We start from the raw sequence: 15,922 nt of genomic DNA on the forward strand, positions 1-15,922 counted from the left end.
TTACCCTGCTGTACGGTTATTTTGAATACTCAGATTCCAACTTCACTTTTCACCCAACTCGCGGTAAATTCCTGTTCGTTATACTTAAAAAATTGCTCCAAGATCTGTTCCCGGTCATCCAGGAAAAGCTGATCGGCTACAGCTGAAACCAACTTCGGCACAGCATTTCTTGTCCCCGATATTGCTGAGGCGGAGAGGCCGCAACTTGCAAGTGCAGAGTAGTTAAAGACAAACAACCCACGCAGCTTATCCTGCCCCTCCTCATCTCTGCTGGTCATGGCAAACCCGGGACTTAGGTAGGGATGTGCGTCAAGCAGTGCATTCCTCTGTACCGTCGGAGCTTGAAACCGGTCTGCCCAGCGAGCAATATGCGCTTCCACCATTCTGAGCTCGGGACGCAGTGACGGATCACTCACCATCCCCGTACTTATGACCAGAAAATCAAAGGAGTGCTGGCCCTGTGGCGTAGTCACTACCGCTTTCCCATCCTTCATCTGTATATCCAGCCAAGGCGCATGAAGATGTAATTGGAAGCCTGGACATGCAGCGGCCCGGTTAAAGGTATCGTTGGTTGGTGGCTGATTGTATTTGAAAAAGTGGGAAATGGTTGCGTACTTATCCTCGTCCGGCAATACGTGAAACCTTTCGATCATACCGGATTGCTCCATCTGACGAATCGGGTTAATGCTCGGCAATTGTTCCCGTCGTACAAATACGTGAGCTTCAGCCACGCCTGTGGCTAGTGCAAAGTTGGCATTATCAAAGGCTGAAGCTCCGCCGCCAAGTATGGCAATCCTTTTTCCTCGTAACCGTTCAAAATCAATCAGCTCCGACGTGTGAGCGTACAGATGCCTAGGTACTTTCTCAGCGATCAGAGGTGGTACATGCCACTCCCCCCCACCCTGGATGCCCGTAGCCAAGACAACCTTTCGTGCCAGCAACATATTACTTGGAGCCCCCGCACCTGTAATGTGCAACTGATGTATGCCTCCATCTGCAGGTTCAATCAGTCTCAATTTCACTTCATTCATGACAGGCAGATTAAGCACTTGCCTGTACCAGCGCAGATAGTTCATCCATTCGCTGCGCGGAATTTTATCAACCTCATCCCATCCCGAAGGACCCGCTTGCGCCTCCCACCATGCTCGAAACGTCAGCGAAGGAATACCGAGATCAATGGAAGTCAGGTGTTTTGGTGTACGTAACGTGACCATACGCGCGTAAGTTTCCCAAGGTCCCTCCAACCCTGCGGCATTTTCATCAATAACCAGAATGTTGGATATCCGCTCACGCAGGAAACCAAAAGCAGCCCCCAAACCGCTCTGCCCACCACCTACAATTACGACATCATAGATATGGCCTTCGTCATGTTCGCGTGGGCGAATCCAATCCGCACCTCCATATGCGAGATAAGCCAGATCATCTTGTACTCGTTGGTTTAATGTTTCAAGGCTCATCATTTCTCAACCCTTTCAACGTCCACTCGTATACTTCTACGAACCGCTCGTTTAATGTTATGTTGGTGTAATAATTTATTTTGTTAATGGATATTCTGTAAGTTCAAAGCAGCCTAATTCATTTACTATATGGATAAGGACGTCGATTCCGTCTCAATCCCTTACATCATTTTCGTTAGGATTAGCGTTATTATATGAGTTAGGGTCATTTTTTTGAATATCACGACAGATTTCTTGTCATCAGACCTAAAAATATCTAACATGCTTGTTAACCATAACGAAACCAAATTTTAACGACTTCGTCCTGTATGTAAAAAAACAGATCAGGTTGGATATTAACGATAGATCCAACCCGGATCTGTTTTCGTGTTGTCTTATTTTTAAATAGGTGGGGTGCTGAAGAATGAATACCTCATGTCAATTCGTGTACTGACCATACAATACCGTTCGTTGCTCCAATCCCCAAGTTCAGAGTAATCGTTAATCCATTCGCTGCGTAAAACAACCCAATCACATCGCCTGCATTCAGCGTAACCTGCGCCGCTAGCGTTACGGCTCCACTACCAAGAACTGCCCGCAACGTAAGTAGCGTTACGCTGATATTCAGGATTGGCAATAGTCCATTGACCAATGTAGTCGTAGTGGGGGAGGTTCTTTGCACCAGAAACGCTGGATTGACCCCAGCACCCAATGAGATGGCGATTGCGGCAGTTGTAGAAAAATTGATTGTTGCCACAATCGAGTAGGTCCCCGTATTCGGCGCCGTGTAATTGCCTGTAGTTGCATTAAAATTTGCATTACCATAGTAAGGACTTGCTGTACTCCAGTTGGTTAACTGTGCACTGGTTGTTGTTGATAGGTTAGCCAAAAATGCAGAAAATCCTTGTGCAGCTAGATTGGGCCCTGATGCACCCGTAGCCCCTGTGGCTCCCGTGGATCCAGTAACTCCAGTCGCCCCGGTAGCCCCAGTTGCGCCTGTTGTTCCCGTTCCCGTTGCACCTGTCGCACCAGTTGCACTCGTTACACCCGTTGAACCCGTCGCGCCAGTGGCTCCGGTTCCGGTTGCGCCCGTCACACCTGTTACCCCAGTAGATCCTGTCGCGCCTGTGGATCCGGTTATACCTGTTCCCGTTGCACCTGTCACTCCGGTTACACCAGTAAATCCTGTGGCGCCGGTTGTTCCCGTTGTTCCCGTTCCCGTGGCTCCTGTCGCACCTGTTTCACCCGTAAGTCCTGTTGCTCCGGTAGCTCCAGTCGTTCCTGTTCCCGTTGCACCTGTCACACCAGTTACACCAGTAGGCCCCGTTGCACCTGTAGCTCCCGTAGCTCCTGTTCCCGTTGCTCCTGTCGCACCTGTTACTCCAGTAAGTCCTGTTGCACCAGTGGCTCCAGTTGCTCCTGTTCCTGTTGCACCTGTCACACCAGTTACACCTGTTAAACCCGTCGCGCCTGTGGCTCCAGTTGTTCCGGTTCCCGTTGCACCTGTCACACCCGTTACCCCGGTAAGCCCCGTTGCTCCGGTTGTTCCCGTTCCGGTTGCGCCGGTAACTCCGGTTACACCCGTAGATCCCGTCGCACCAGTAGCTCCAGTTGTTCCTGTACCCGTTGCGCCTGTAGCACCAGTTACACCCGTTGAACCCGTGGCTCCGGTTGTTCCTATTCCGGTGGCACCTGTCACACCTGTTACCCCAGTAGATCCTGTCGCGCCGGTGGTTCCTGTTGTTCCCGTTGGTCCTGTCGTACCGGTGACCCCAGTTAAGCCCGTTGCACCTGTGGCTCCAGTTGTCCCGGTTCCGGTGGCTCCTGTCGTACCGGTTACCCCAGTAAGCCCCGTGGCTCCAGTAGCCCCTGTAGCTCCCGTTCCTGTTGCACCTGTCACTCCAGTTACCCCAGTTAAGCCCGTTGCACCTGTAGCTCCAGTTGTTCCTGTTCCGGTTGCGCCTGTCACTCCAGTTACACCCGTCGCACCAGTGGCTCCAGTTGTCCCGGTTCCGGTGGCACCTGTCACACCTGTTACCCCAGTTGAACCCGTTGCACCTGTCACGCCAGTAAATCCTGTCGCTCCCGTGGCTCCAGTTACTCCAGTAAGCCCCGTTGCCCCAGTGGCTCCGGTTGTTCCAGTTCCGGTGGCACCTGTCGCACCAGTTACTCCAGTAAGTCCCGTTGCTCCGGTAGCTCCGGTTGTTCCCGTTCCGGTTGCACCTGTCGCACCAGCTACCCCAGTAATCCCCGTTGCACCAGTGGCTCCCGTAGCTCCGGTTCCGGTTGCGCCTGTAACACCTGTTACCCCAGTAGATCCTGTCGCGCCGGTGGTTCCTGTTGTTCCCGTTCCGGTAGCACCTGTTGCACCAGTTATACCTGTTAAACCCGTCGCGCCTGTGGCTCCAGTAAGACCCGTTGCACCTGTGGCTCCCGTAGTTCCGGTTCCGGTTGCGCCTGTTGCACCAGTTACTCCAGTAAGACCCGTTGCTCCCGTGGCTCCGGTTGTTCCCGTTGATCCTGTCGTACCGGTGACCCCAGTTAAGCCCGTTGCACCTGTAGCTCCAGTTACACCGGTAAGACCAGTTGCTCCGGTAGCTCCGGTTGTTCCTGTTCCCGTTGCACCTGTCACACCAGTTACCCCAGTAATGCCCGTTGCACCCGTGGCTCCCGTAGCTCCTGTTCCGGTTGCGCCTGTAACACCAGTTACTCCAGTAAGCCCCGTTGCACCAGTGATTCCGGTTGTTCCTGTTCCCGTTGCACCTGTCACACCAGTTACCCCAGTAATGCCCGTTGCACCAGTGGCTCCCGTAGCTCCGGTTCCGGTTGCCCCTGTAACACCAGTTACTCCAGTAAGCCCCGTTGCACCAGTGATTCCGGTTGTTCCTGTTCCCGTTGCACCTGTCACACCAGTTACCCCAGTAATGCCCGTTACACCAGTGGCTCCCGTAGCTCCGGTTCCGGTTGCCCCTGTCGCACCAGTTACCCCAGTTGAACCCGTCGCGCCGGTCGCTCCGGTTATTCCCGTTCCGGTTGATCCTGTCGTACCGGTGACCCCAGTTAAGCCCGTTGCACCTGTCACGCCAGTAAATCCTGTGGCTCCCGTGGCTCCCGTGATTCCAGTACCCGTCACCCCGGTAAGCCCCGTGGCTCCGGTTATACCAGTTGAACCCGTCGCACCAGTAGCTCCAATTGTTCCCGTTCCGGTGGCACCTGTCGCACCAGTTACACCAGTAAGCCCTGTTGCACCAGTAGCCCCAGTCGTTCCTGTTCCGGTGGCACCTGTCACACCAGTTACTCCAGTAAGTCCCGTTGCTCCGGTAGCTCCGGTTGTTCCCGTTCCGGTTGCTCCTGTCACTCCTGTTACTCCAGTAAGTCCCGTTGCACCAGTGGCTCCCGTAGCTCCGGTTCCGGTTGCACCTGTCGCACCAGTTACCCCAGTTGAACCCGTCGCGCCGGTCGCTCCGGTTATTCCCGTTCCGGTTGATCCTGTCGTACCGGTGACCCCAGTTGAACCCGTTGCACCTGTCACGCCAGTAAATCCTGTCGCTCCCGTGGCTCCAGTTACTCCAGTAAGACCCGTTGCCCCAGTGGTTCCGGTTGTTCCAGTTCCGGTGGCACCTGTCGCACCAGTTACTCCAGTAAGTCCCGTTGCACCAGTGGCTCCCGTAGCTCCGGTTCCGGTTGCGCCTGTAACACCTGTTACCCCAGTAGATCCTGTCGCGCCGGTGGTTCCTGTTGTTCCCGTTCCGGTAGCACCTGTTCCACCAGTTACTCCAGTAAGACCCGTTGCACCTGTGGCTCCTGTTGTTCCCGTTCCCGTTGCACCGGTCGCCCCTGTTACCCCAGTAAGACCCGTTGCACCAGTGATTCCAGTTGTTCCTATTCCGGTGGCGCCGGTGGTTCCTGTTGTTCCCGTTACCCCTGTCACGCCAGTAAATCCTGTCGCCCCCGTGGCTCCAGTTACTCCAGTAAGCCCCGTTGCCCCAGTGGCTCCGGTTGTTCCAGTTCCGGTGGCACCTGTCGCACCAGTTACTCCAGTAAGCCCTGTTGCACCAGTAGCTCCAGTCGTTCCTGTTCCGGTTGCTCCTGTCACACCAGTTACTCCAGTAAGTCCCGTTGCTCCGGTAGCTCCCGTAGCTCCTGTTCCGGTTGCCCCTGTCGCACCAGTTACCCCAGTTGAACCCGTCGCGCCGGTCGCTCCGGTTATTCCCGTTCCGGTTGATCCTGTCACTCCTGTTACCCCAGTTAAGCCCGTTGCACCAGTGATTCCAGTTGTTCCTATTCCGGTGGCGCCGGTGGTTCCTGTTGTTCCCGTTACCCCTGTCACGCCAGTAAATCCTGTCGCTCCCGTGGCTCCAGTTACTCCAGTAAGCCCCGTTGCCCCAGTGGCTCCGGTTGTTCCAGTTCCGGTGGCACCTGTCGCACCAGTTGCTCCAGTAAGCCCTGTTGCACCAGTAGCTCCAGTCGTTCCTGTTCCGGTTGCCCCTGTCGCACCAGTTACCCCAGTTGAACCCGTCGCGCCGGTCGCTCCGGTTATTCCCGTTCCGGTTGATCCTGTCACTCCTGTTACCCCAGTTAAGCCCGTTGCACCTGTCACTCCAGTAAATCCTGTGGCTCCGGTTATACCAGTTGAACCCGTCGCACCAGTAGCCCCAGTCGTTCCTGTTCCGGTTGTTCCTGTCACTCCTGTTACTCCAGTAAGACCCGTTGCACCCGTGGCTCCCGTAGCTCCTGTTCCAGTTGCCCCTGTCGCACCAGTTACTCCAATAAGCCCTGTTGCACCAGTGGTCAAGACCCCATTTTGTAGACATTATAAAAAGACCCTAGGCTGCAAACTGGCGTCGGTACTCTACCGGCGTCAGTTTTTTTAGTTTTCGTTGTGGCCGTTTTCGGTTGTAAAAACGGATATATATTTCGATTTTGCTTTGTGCTTCAGCAACCGTTCGGATATGATAAGGATAGAGTCCTTCCGTTTTGAGATGCGAGAAGAAACTCTCCATAGAGGCATTGTCATAACAATTTCCTCGGCGAGACATGCTGATCCGGGCGCCAACCTTTGGCAGCATGTCGTGGTAAGCATGAGACGTGTACTGGAATCCTTGGTCGCTGTGAACGACCAGTCCGGTCATGTCTTTTTGCTTCACAAACGCCTTGCTAAATGTGCGGAGCACCAGTTCATTGTCGTTGCGTTCGCCTATTTCGTAAGCCACAATTTCGTTATTAAACAGATCCTTTATGGCTGAAAGATAAACCCAGCGCTCGCCCACACGATACTGGGTAATGTCGGTTACCCATTTCTGATTTGGCTTTTCCGCACGGAAGTCGCGCTTCAAGAGATTCTCTGCTACACGCTGCGCAGGTGCATACGAGCTGCTGGAGCGTCGTTTACGACGGATTCGAGATTGAATACCGAGCATTTGCATCAGGCGGAGCACCTTTTTGTGATTCATCCAAATCCCTTGATCTTGCCAAAGGAACAACTGGATCTGTCGATAACCATATTTGCCTTCATATCGTTGATACGTTTGAAGCACCTGTTTCTTCGCCTTTGCATCGCGATCAATTCGTTTACGTTTTACATAGGCATAAAACCCACTCCGGGACACGCCAAACACATGGCATAGACTCTGGATATCACCGTAAGCCGCTACTTTTTCCATGATCTGAAATCTCTCTTGTTTGCTTCCTCCTTCCAGATTACCAAGCACTTTTTTAGCAACTCATTCTCCCGTTTCAGGTTTTGCACATAGCGGTCTTGATCCATGTATTCTTTTCGACGACCTCGCTGATCCATCAGTCCGAACTCGCCTTGCTCCCGGTATTTCCGCATCCATCTCTTCATTCGTCCCGGGTCATGAATCCCCAAATGTTCATTAATCTTTCGATAAGTCCATCCTTCAACAATATGTAGACGAATGGCCTCTTTTTTAATTTTCTCCGAATATGTATTAAACTTTTGTCCCTTTATCGCCATAAAAAATGCACCCCCTAGAATTTCATCGGTTAAACCTAGGGGTTTTTCCAATGTCTATTCTAAGGGGTGCACTTCACCAGTGACTCCAGTTGTTCCTGTTCCCGTTGCTCCTGTCACTCCTGTTACTCCAGTAAAACCCGTTGCACCGGTGGCTCCAGTTGCACCGGTGGCTCCAGTTGCTCCGGTTCCTGTTGCACCTGTCGCACCTGTTACTCCAGTAAGACCCGTTGCACCGGTGGCTCCTGTTGTTCCCGTTCCCGTTGCCCCTGTCGCACCTGTTACCCCAGTAAGACCCGTTGCACCGGTGGCTCCAGTTGCTCCGGTTCCTGTTGCACCTGTCACACCAGTTACTCCAGTAAGACCCGTTGCACCGGTGGCTCCTGTTGTTCCCGTTCCCGTTGCCCCTGTCGCACCTGTTACCCCAGTAAGACCCGTTGCACCGGTGGCTCCAGTTGCTCCGGTTCCTGTTGCACCTGTCACACCAGTTACACCTGTTAAACCCGTCGCGCCTGTGGCTCCAGTTGTTCCCGTTCCCGTTGCCCCTGTCACACCAGTTACTCCAGTAATCCCCGTTGCTCCGGTTGTTCCCGTTCCGTTTGCGCCGGTAACTCCGGTTACACCCGTAGATCCCGTCGCACCAGTAGCTCCAGTTGTTCCGATACCCGTTACGCCTGTAGCACCAGTTACACCCGTTGAACCAGCCGCGCCTGTGGCTCCAGTAGCCCCGGTCCCTGTTGCACCTGTCACGCCAGTAAATCCTGTGGCTCCCGTGGCTCCTGTTGTTCCGGTTCCCGTTGCCCCTGTTACACCAGATACTCCAGTAAGCCCCGTTGCTCCGGTTGTTCCCGTTCCGGTTGCGCCGGTAACTCCGGTTACACCCGTAGATCCCGTTGCGCCTGTAGCACCAGTTACACCCGTTGAACCAGTCGCGCCTGTGGCTCCAGTAGCCCCGGTCCCTGTTGCACCTGTCACACCAGTTACACCCGTTGAACCAGTTGCGCCTGTGGCCCCAGTTGCTCCTGTTCCGGTGGCGCCTGTCACACCGGTTATTCCTGTTGATCCCGTCGCACCAGTAGCTCCAGTTGTTCCGCTTCCGGTTGCGCCTGTCACACCAGTAAGCCCCGTTGCACCAGTGGCTCCGGTTGTTCCTATTCCGGTGGCACCTGTCACACCTGTTACCCCAGTAGATCCTGTGGCGCCGGTGGTTCCTGTTGTTCCCGTTACCCCTGTCACGCCAGTAAATCCTGTCGCTCCCGTGGCTCCAGTTACTCCAGTAAGACCCGTTGCACCTGTGGCTCCAGTTATTCCGGTTCCCGTTGCCCCTGTCACACCAGTTACCCCGGTAAGACCCGTTGCTCCTATAGCTCCGGTTGTTCCTATTCCGGTTGCACCTGTCACACCTGTTACCCCAGTAAGTCCCGTTGCACCAGTAGCTCCAGTCGTTCCTGTTCCCGTTGCTCCTGTCACACCTGTTACCCCAGTAAGTCCCGTTGCACCAGTAGCTCCAGTCGTTCCTGTTCCCGTTGCTCCTGTCACGCCAGTTACTCCTGTAAGACCCGTTGCACCTGTGTCCCCGGTTGTTCCAGTTCCGGTTGCTCCTGTCACGCCAGTTACTCCTGTAAGACCCGTTGCACCTGTGTCCCCGGTTGTTCCAGTTCCGGTTGCTCCTGTCGCACCTGTTACCCCAGTAGATCCTGTCGCGCCGGTGGTTCCTGTTATTCCCGTTGGTCCTGTCGTACCGGTGACCCCAGTAAGCCCTGTTGCACCAGTGGCGCCGGTCGTTCCCGTTCCGGTGGCACCTGTCAGACCGGTTACACCCGTAGATCCCGTCCCACCAGTAGCTCCCGTTGTTCCTGTTCCCGTTGCCCCTGTCACTCCAGTTACCCCAGTTAAGCCCGTTTCACCTGTCGCTCCAGTTGTTCCTGTTCCTGTTGCACCTGTCGCTCCAGTTACACCCGTCGCACCAGTGGCTCCGGTTGCTCCTGTTCCGGTGGCGCCTGTCACACCAGTTACTCCAGTAAGCCCGGTTGCTCCGGTAGCTCCGGTTGTTCCAGTTCCGGTTGCACCTGTCGTACCGGTGACCCCAGTAAGACCCGTTGCACCTGTGGCTCCAGTCGTTCCGGTTCCGGTTGCCCCTGTCGCACCAGTTACCCCAGTTGAACCCGTCGCGCCGGTCGCTCCGGTTATTCCCGTTCCCGTTGATCCTGTCGTACCGGTAACCCCAGTTAAGCCCGTTGCACCAGTAGCTCCAGTCGTTCCTGTTCCCGTTGCTCCTGTCACGCCAGTTACTCCTGTAAGACCCGTTGCACCTGTGTCCCCGGTTGTTCCAGTTCCGGTTGCGCCGGTCGCACCGGTTACCCCAGTAAGACCCGTTGCACCAGTGGCTCCTGTCGTTCCTGTTCCCGTTGCTCCGGTAGCTCCGGTTGTTCCCGTTCCGGTTGCACCTGTCGCACCAGTTACCCCAGTAATCCCCGTTGCACCAGTGGCTCCCGTAGCTCCTGTTCCGGTGGCGCCAGTCGCACCTGTTACGCCAGCTAAGCCCGTCGCACCTGTTACGCCAGCTAAGCCCGTCGCACCTGTCGTTCCCGTTGCGCCGGTTGCACCAGTTACCCCATCAAGCCCCGTTACTCCGGTAGCCCCGGTTGTTCCAGTTCCGGTTGCTCCCGTCGCACCAGTTATACCCGTAGATCCCGTTGCACCAGTAGTTCCAGTCGTTCCCGTTCCTGTTACTCCTGTCACACCAGTTACGCCCGTAGATCCTGTTACTCCAGTTAAGCCCGTTACACCTGTGGTTCCGGTTGCACCGGTAGTCCCCATCTCTCCCATGGATCCTGTTGCTCCCGTTATTCCAGGATCGCCCGTGGCTCCTGTTATACCTGTGGTTCCAGTCGTTCCGGTTGCCCCAGTCACACCTGTATTACCTGTAACGCCGGTCACTCCAGGATCACCCGTCGCTCCTGTTACCCCTGTCGAGCCTGTTGCGCCTGTCGCTCCTGGATCACCAGTAATTCCCGTGGCACCTGTTACACCTGTTATCCCTGTAGTTCCGGTTGATCCAGTCGCCCCCGTAATTCCTGTAACGCCGGGATCACCAGTTGTACCTGTAAGTCCTCGGACTCCGGTTGATCCCGTTATTCCTATCGAGCCAGTAGCTCCCGTATTCCCCATCCTACCTACTATTCCCATTGCTCCTGTGATTCCCGTAGCCCCGGTTACACCTGTCTTTCCTTGAAACCCTCTATATCCCCTCGGTCCACGTAGCGCAGGACATCTGGATCTGACAGCTCTTTTCTTTTTAAGCGCAAGCTTCTTTTTGGATTTACATTTTACTTTTCTTTTATTAGAAACACGAGTGCCTGCTTTTTTTAATTTGCGTTTGGTTGTACTGATTGAGGACATTTTGCGCTCCTTTTTAGACGTATAGCTCACAAGAAAATCCCCCCTCCTTGTACACCGTATCTATTCTCCGCTTTTGCAATACTACACTCTATGTCTAGGACAGGTTTTGTGCACCGCCCATTAATGAAGTCATATCAGCATTCAGCATTTTGGTTTAGGTCGTAAGCATTAACTGAATCATAACGCATTTTAATTATTGATTGATCAATTACAAATCGACATAACACATTTATTTCTTTTGCAGCTCACCTATCGTCTGTGTAATCCCTTCTTCAAAAGAAGTCATCTTCACCGGCCCAACCTTGGCCTCGTATTTCTTTTTACTCAACACCAGCGGTTCTTCTGTCAAATATAACATTTCAACAATTTCTTTCATTACCGGTACGGCCAATCCAAGCAGCGAAAGTCCTGTTTTGCCGAGGGCTATGACCGGTTTCGCTTTACCCGCCGCCTGTTGTGCAATACGTACGATTTCCTTGCCCGATATTATGCCAGCACCAGGGATATTCCAGTTCTGCCGATAGGCATCATCTCTGCTCGCCAACTTCACAACCATGACCGCTGCATCTGGCAAATAGATATATTCTCGTGGCATTTTCATAGTTCCGATAAAAAAAGTCATTTTCCCTTCCGCTATTGCTTCAAGCGTAGACCCCAGGTAAGAAGCCTGATTGGCAGTAGGACCATAATAATCAGGCAAGCGAACAATCATCACTTGCGCTTTGCTCCATTTGCTGCTAAATAACATCTGCTCAAAGGCAAGCCGAGTCTTTCCTTTTCGAGTATGCGGCTGCTTTGGATGTTCTTCAGTCACTTCTTTCATTTGTCTTCTGCCATACGGATAAATCCCGTCAATGACGACCACCTTTAGGCCCAATTGTTCTGCCGCCTCCATAATGGATTCACCCAGAGGAATCAGCTTGCTCTCCATTTCGTTATAAGGTACATTCGCGCAATGAAACATTACATCGGCTTCTAGTGAAGCAGCTATAATATCATTGGATCGGAATGCATCTCCAACAGCGATCTGTAGATGATCAGGCGAACCCAGTTTTACCGAAAGTTGCTCCAGTTTTTGACGTGAGCGACCAAAAATGATTGTAGAAATACCATGTTTAATCAATTCCTCTGTAATCGCTGCGCCCGTTCCACCTGTTGCCCCAACCACGATTGCTCTTTTCATTACATCTCAACCTCTTTCTCTCAATTAGTTATTAATCAATCACTTACCCAAACACAATATAACGTATATTTAGTGATTGATCAATAACTAAAATGAAAAAAGGGACTCTTCCCTTTCTATCTATCCATAAGTTCTGGCATATCCAGTGCGGTTGATATATTACATAACATGCCGATTGCCAAGAATATCAACGTTCTTTGCTTTGGATTGGCACTGCCTGCCGCTGTAAAAGCTTCCAATACCATATCACGCACCTCTGCGAATCCTTTTTGCATTGCTTGACGGATGACTTCTTCCTGAACCGTCTGCGCCTGCATTTGCAGCAAAATTTCGTTCTTGTGAGATTTAAGAATCTCTTCATAGGCTTCTGTTAACTCGTTCTCCAACTGATCTGGAGTAGCTGTCTCCACCACCGCTCGGAATGAATCAATCACTCGCGTCCAGGATACCTCAAGTGCTGTTAACAGCAAAGCTTCTTTGCTTTTAAAAAAACGAAAGATATACGGTTGCGAAATATTTGCTCTTTCTGCTACCTGAGCTGTGGTCGCCCGAAAATAGCCAATTTCAGCAAACACCTCAATCGCTGCGGATATGATATCACTACGTCGATTAACCGATACCGCTGCATTTTTAGCCATGTTATCACACCTCCATTACATAGTAATTAATTGATCAATAGCTTGAAGTATATAGGAAAGTCTAATGCATTGCAAAGAGACTCATCCCTCCAATCTAAGCACAGCTGAGAAGCTCTCTATTGTTTAAACATTTCTGTGACCACAATTTCATCCGTATGTATATCGCCTCATTACAGTTTATAATTATTCTCAACCACAATATAAATCGATATAAAGTTACTTGAATGGATAACCTACACCTACGGAACCAAGAAGAATATCGCTTTGGAATAGATGGATTTATCTTCTCATGACTACCCTGTTGCAAAATCAAAACACCCATGATATATTAATTGAGCCATCAATGATTGATGCATCAAATATTGATACGTCAAAGATTAACTTAGCAGATATTACTGACTAAGCAATGGCACTTTATAATGGCAACTTTATGTATTTTGTTCACATAAGCCGTTGTTCATGGTCGAGATTCACCCGGGAGGTCTAGTCATGACACGTGTGTTTTCCAAGGAGGAGCAGATCATCAATCTGCTCAACGGGCTGGGTAACAAGATCAGCCCCAAGTTCGAACGCTGTACGGGCATCAGCTCATCACGCTTTGAGATTTTGCATGAGTTGGACCAGGTGGACGAGATTAATCAGTCCATGTTGCAAAAAATCATTAATATCGACAGTGCGGCGATCACTCGCCATCTGAAGCAGCTTGAAGCCGATTCGATGGTCACCAGACGTAAAAATCCGGAAGACAACCGCGTTACCTTTGTCCGCCTTACGGATGAAGGACGGAAGCAAATCGAAGGTTATAAAGTTGAGAAAACCAATTTTATCAATCAGATTCTACAGGATTTTAGTGAAGAAGAAGTTCATCTGCTTGCTGATTTCCTGGAACGAATGCAAAACAATTTCTAAACCCATATATAGAGGAGAGAACCATACATGAGTACATTCCAAAGCACTTTTCAAAAGACAAATGATTTTAATGAAATTACTTACGGCCGCCGGTCTGTAAAACTATACGATCCTGAAGTCAAAATCAGCCGTGAAGAAATGACAGAAATTCTGGCAGAAGCTTCTCGCGCTCCATCTTCCATCAATTTGCAGCCTTGGCGTTTTCTCGTTGTAGATACGGCTGAAGGCAAAGAAAAGCTTGCTCCTCTCGCGAAATTCAACCAAAATCAGGTTTTGACTTCCGCAGCAGTCGTTGGTGTATTTATTGATATGAACAATGTCGAGTACATGGACGAAATTTTTGGTAAAGCTGTCGAGCTCGGTTATATGCCACAGGAAGTCAAGGAAATGCAGCTCAAAACTGTAATGCCTTATTATGAAAATATGCCCGCTTCCGCTCTTCGCGATGTCAATCTGATTGACGCGGGTCTGGCTTCCATGCAATTGATGCTCGCTGCACGTGCTCATGGGTATGATACCAACCCAATCGGCGGTTATGAGAAAGATCAAATTGCTGAAGCATTCGGTATGGATAAAGATCGTTACCAACCCGTTATGCTGATCTCGATCGGTAAATCGGCCAAAGAAGGTCACCCTTCCTACCGTCTGCCTGTTGAGACAATTACGACTTGGGCATAATATCAGTCAATGTTTTACGTGCTCCAGCACCATTTACATTTCAAACAATAACAACATTCTAAATACACTAATGGAGGTTGAATATTATGATTATTATTCACGCTCACTTGCAAGTTAAACCAGACCAGGAACAAGCTTTTTTGGAAGCTACAAAAGTGCTGATCCCTGCAACACGTAATGAAGAAGGCAACATCAGCTATGATCTCGCCAAAAGTACTGAACGCGAACATCACTACACGATGATTGAGCTGTGGAAAGACGAAGCCGCTACAGCTTCCCATAATGCAAGCGCCCATTTCCAGACTTTCGTTCAACAAGCAGCAGCATTCATGGCCGCTCCAATGAATGTTGAAGTATTCGCTGGAGAAGCGGTTAAACACTAAAACATGAGCCTTACATTAATTAATTTATTAAGCAGACCGACGAGATCGTCGGCTTGTGAAAAAGAAACCGCTCCTCGTCATGCTGACGGGTGAGCGGCTTTTTTGATATTGAACGAAATTTTTTATGATGACCATTTTAGTTTGTTGTATTTTATTTGGTATATAGATGCTTCATCAGCTCACGGTTTTTCTGCGTGAACAAGTCATTGTGCGAGGAAACCATTCCATGTGTATTGGCTTCGGGTGCCACGTACAGTTTGGCTTTGTTCACCGCATTGGCTGCGTCCTGGAACGCTCCTGCGATCAAATGAAGCTTCCCTTCATGATGCAAAATATCTCCCGCAGCAAAAATGCCCGGTACGGATGTTTCGCTGACTGGTGTGCCTGCGATCCAATGATCCTTCATATCAATCTTAATATGACTGTTCACCAGCAATTCCTTGTCCCGCTCATAACCGTAGTTAATGATGACCTCATCCACAGCCAGCTCCAATGAAGCTCCGTCCTCATTACGTTTCAGCACAACCGTCTCAATCTGTTGATGATCGTCTGTAGCGACCAGCTTCTCAATCGTTGTATTGAGCAAGCATTCGACTGAACTGTTCTCAAGACGTGATATTTCAGCTTCATGGCCTTTCAGCGTATCTTTCCGATACGTTAAATAGACTTGTTTGGCAATAAGGGCAAGCTCGTTTGCCCAATCAATCGCCGCATTACCGCCACCCGAGATCAGAACCGTTTTGTCCTTGAAACGGGACAGCGATTTGACTGTGTAATGTAAGTTTGTTACCTCGAAACGTTCTGCACCTTCAATTTCCAGTTTAATCGGCTTCAGAATTCCTCCACCAATAGCTAAAATCACAGTTTTTGAGTAATGTTTTTCCTCAGAAGCGGTGTGCAGTACGAAGTGTCCTTGCTCATCCTTGGATATAGACGTGACCTTTTCTCCAAGAACAACCTCTGGCTGGAAAGTCAGTCCCTGATTGACCATTTGTTCGATTAGTTGTGCGCCCGGAACGGGTTGTAAGCCCCCTATATCCCAGATCATTTTCTCAGGATACACATGTACCTTCCCGCCAAGATAGGGCTGGAATTCAATGATTTTGGTTTTCATTTCACGCAAACCGCTATAAAAAGCTGAAAATAATCCGGCAGGCCCACCACCAATAATCGTTACATCAAACACTTCATGATCTTTCATCTTGAATACCCCGTTTCCGAATTGGTTTGTCCAATAACCTTCTTCAATTTATTCCTGCATGGTTGGAACAGCCGAGAACACATCGAGAGAATAATAAGCTTTTATTGTATTCATCTCA

11 protein-coding genes are annotated in these 15,922 nt (G+C 50.9%); 3 read left to right on the forward strand and 8 right to left on the reverse strand.

Features of this window, described 5'->3' with window-relative positions; genetic code table 11:
• Positions 1-29: 29 nt before the first annotated feature.
• The 7 genes from gpAD87_RS16615 to gpAD87_RS16645 all read right to left on the reverse strand — a co-directional run bounded on the left by gpAD87_RS16615 (position 30) and on the right by gpAD87_RS16645 (position 12,633).
• Positions 30-1,457: an FAD/NAD(P)-binding protein gene (locus gpAD87_RS16615; RefSeq protein WP_064639250.1), complete on the reverse strand. Its 1,428-nt coding sequence runs from the start codon at positions 1,455-1,457 to the stop codon at positions 30-32.
• A gap of 412 nt (positions 1,458-1,869) precedes the next feature.
• A complete protein-coding gene (locus gpAD87_RS16620) occupies positions 1,870-6,000 on the reverse strand; it encodes a collagen-like protein (RefSeq protein WP_442950739.1) in 4,131 nt (1,376 codons plus the stop codon).
• Positions 6,001-6,262: 262 nt separating this feature from the next.
• Positions 6,263-7,099, reverse strand: coding sequence for an IS3 family transposase (locus gpAD87_RS16625; RefSeq protein ID WP_064636168.1), 837 nt, complete (start codon positions 7,097-7,099; stop codon positions 6,263-6,265).
• Positions 7,087-7,413 carry a helix-turn-helix domain-containing protein gene (locus tag gpAD87_RS16630; RefSeq protein WP_064636170.1) on the reverse strand — a complete coding sequence of 109 codons (327 nt, stop codon included), beginning with the start codon at positions 7,411-7,413 and terminating at the stop codon, positions 7,087-7,089. The genes gpAD87_RS16625 and gpAD87_RS16630 overlap by 13 nt, the downstream gene beginning before the upstream one ends.
• A 54-nt stretch (positions 7,414-7,467) precedes the next feature.
• Positions 7,468-10,842: a collagen-like protein gene (locus tag gpAD87_RS16635; protein ID WP_269453513.1), complete on the reverse strand. Its 3,375-nt coding sequence runs from the start codon at positions 10,840-10,842 to the stop codon at positions 7,468-7,470.
• Positions 10,843-11,041: 199 nt separating this feature from the next.
• The gene (locus tag gpAD87_RS16640) at positions 11,042-11,995 is read right to left on the reverse strand and encodes an NAD-dependent epimerase/dehydratase family protein (protein WP_064639251.1); all 954 of its coding nucleotides are present in this window, start codon (positions 11,993-11,995) and stop codon (positions 11,042-11,044) included.
• Between the two features lie 116 nt (positions 11,996-12,111).
• Positions 12,112-12,633: a TetR/AcrR family transcriptional regulator gene (locus gpAD87_RS16645; protein ID WP_063568300.1), complete on the reverse strand. Its 522-nt coding sequence runs from the start codon at positions 12,631-12,633 to the stop codon at positions 12,112-12,114.
• A 489-nt stretch (positions 12,634-13,122) separates the two neighbouring features.
• On the opposite strand from gpAD87_RS16645, the gene gpAD87_RS16650 reads away from it, so the two are divergent.
• The 3 genes from gpAD87_RS16650 (at position 13,123) to gpAD87_RS16660 (ending at position 14,603) form a co-directional block, all read left to right on the forward strand.
• The gene (locus gpAD87_RS16650) at positions 13,123-13,542 is read left to right on the forward strand and encodes a MarR family winged helix-turn-helix transcriptional regulator (protein ID WP_063568299.1); all 420 of its coding nucleotides are present in this window, start codon (positions 13,123-13,125) and stop codon (positions 13,540-13,542) included.
• A gap of 27 nt (positions 13,543-13,569) precedes the next feature.
• Positions 13,570-14,220: a nitroreductase family protein gene (locus gpAD87_RS16655; RefSeq protein WP_064639252.1), complete on the forward strand. Its 651-nt coding sequence runs from the start codon at positions 13,570-13,572 to the stop codon at positions 14,218-14,220.
• Positions 14,221-14,306: 86 nt separating this feature from the next.
• Positions 14,307-14,603 carry a putative quinol monooxygenase gene (locus tag gpAD87_RS16660; protein WP_063568297.1) on the forward strand — a complete coding sequence of 99 codons (297 nt, stop codon included), beginning with the start codon at positions 14,307-14,309 and terminating at the stop codon, positions 14,601-14,603.
• Positions 14,604-14,754: 151 nt separating this feature from the next.
• Here the strand turns inward: gpAD87_RS16660 and gpAD87_RS16665 are convergent, their stop codons facing one another.
• On the reverse strand, positions 14,755-15,804 hold the full coding sequence (locus gpAD87_RS16665) for an NAD(P)/FAD-dependent oxidoreductase (RefSeq protein ID WP_064639253.1): 1,050 nt from the start codon (positions 15,802-15,804) through the stop codon (positions 14,755-14,757).
• Positions 15,805-15,922: the final 118 nt, after the last annotated feature.

The sequence above is a fragment of the Paenibacillus sp. AD87 genome, assembly GCF_001659845.1.
GTDB lineage: Bacteria > Bacillota > Bacilli > Paenibacillales > Paenibacillaceae > Paenibacillus > Paenibacillus marchantiae.

Bases quoted from the DNA above. Each gene is read 5' to 3' on its own strand.
- gpAD87_RS16615 (WP_064639250.1), bottom strand. From the start codon at position 1,457: ATGAGCCTTGAAACATTAAACCAACGAGTACAAGATGATCTGGCTTAT.
- gpAD87_RS16625 (WP_064636168.1), bottom strand. From the start codon at position 7,099: ATGGAAAAAGTAGCGGCTTACGGTGATATCCAGAGTCTATGCCATGTG.
- gpAD87_RS16630 (WP_064636170.1), bottom strand. From the start codon at position 7,413: ATGGCGATAAAGGGACAAAAGTTTAATACATATTCGGAGAAAATTAAA.
- gpAD87_RS16640 (WP_064639251.1), bottom strand. From the start codon at position 11,995: ATGAAAAGAGCAATCGTGGTTGGGGCAACAGGTGGAACGGGCGCAGCG.
- gpAD87_RS16645 (WP_063568300.1), bottom strand. From the start codon at position 12,633: ATGGCTAAAAATGCAGCGGTATCGGTTAATCGACGTAGTGATATCATA.
- gpAD87_RS16650 (WP_063568299.1), top strand. From the start codon at position 13,123: ATGACACGTGTGTTTTCCAAGGAGGAGCAGATCATCAATCTGCTCAAC.
- gpAD87_RS16655 (WP_064639252.1), top strand. From the start codon at position 13,570: ATGAGTACATTCCAAAGCACTTTTCAAAAGACAAATGATTTTAATGAA.
- gpAD87_RS16660 (WP_063568297.1), top strand. From the start codon at position 14,307: ATGATTATTATTCACGCTCACTTGCAAGTTAAACCAGACCAGGAACAA.
- gpAD87_RS16665 (WP_064639253.1), bottom strand. From the start codon at position 15,804: ATGAAAGATCATGAAGTGTTTGATGTAACGATTATTGGTGGTGGGCCT.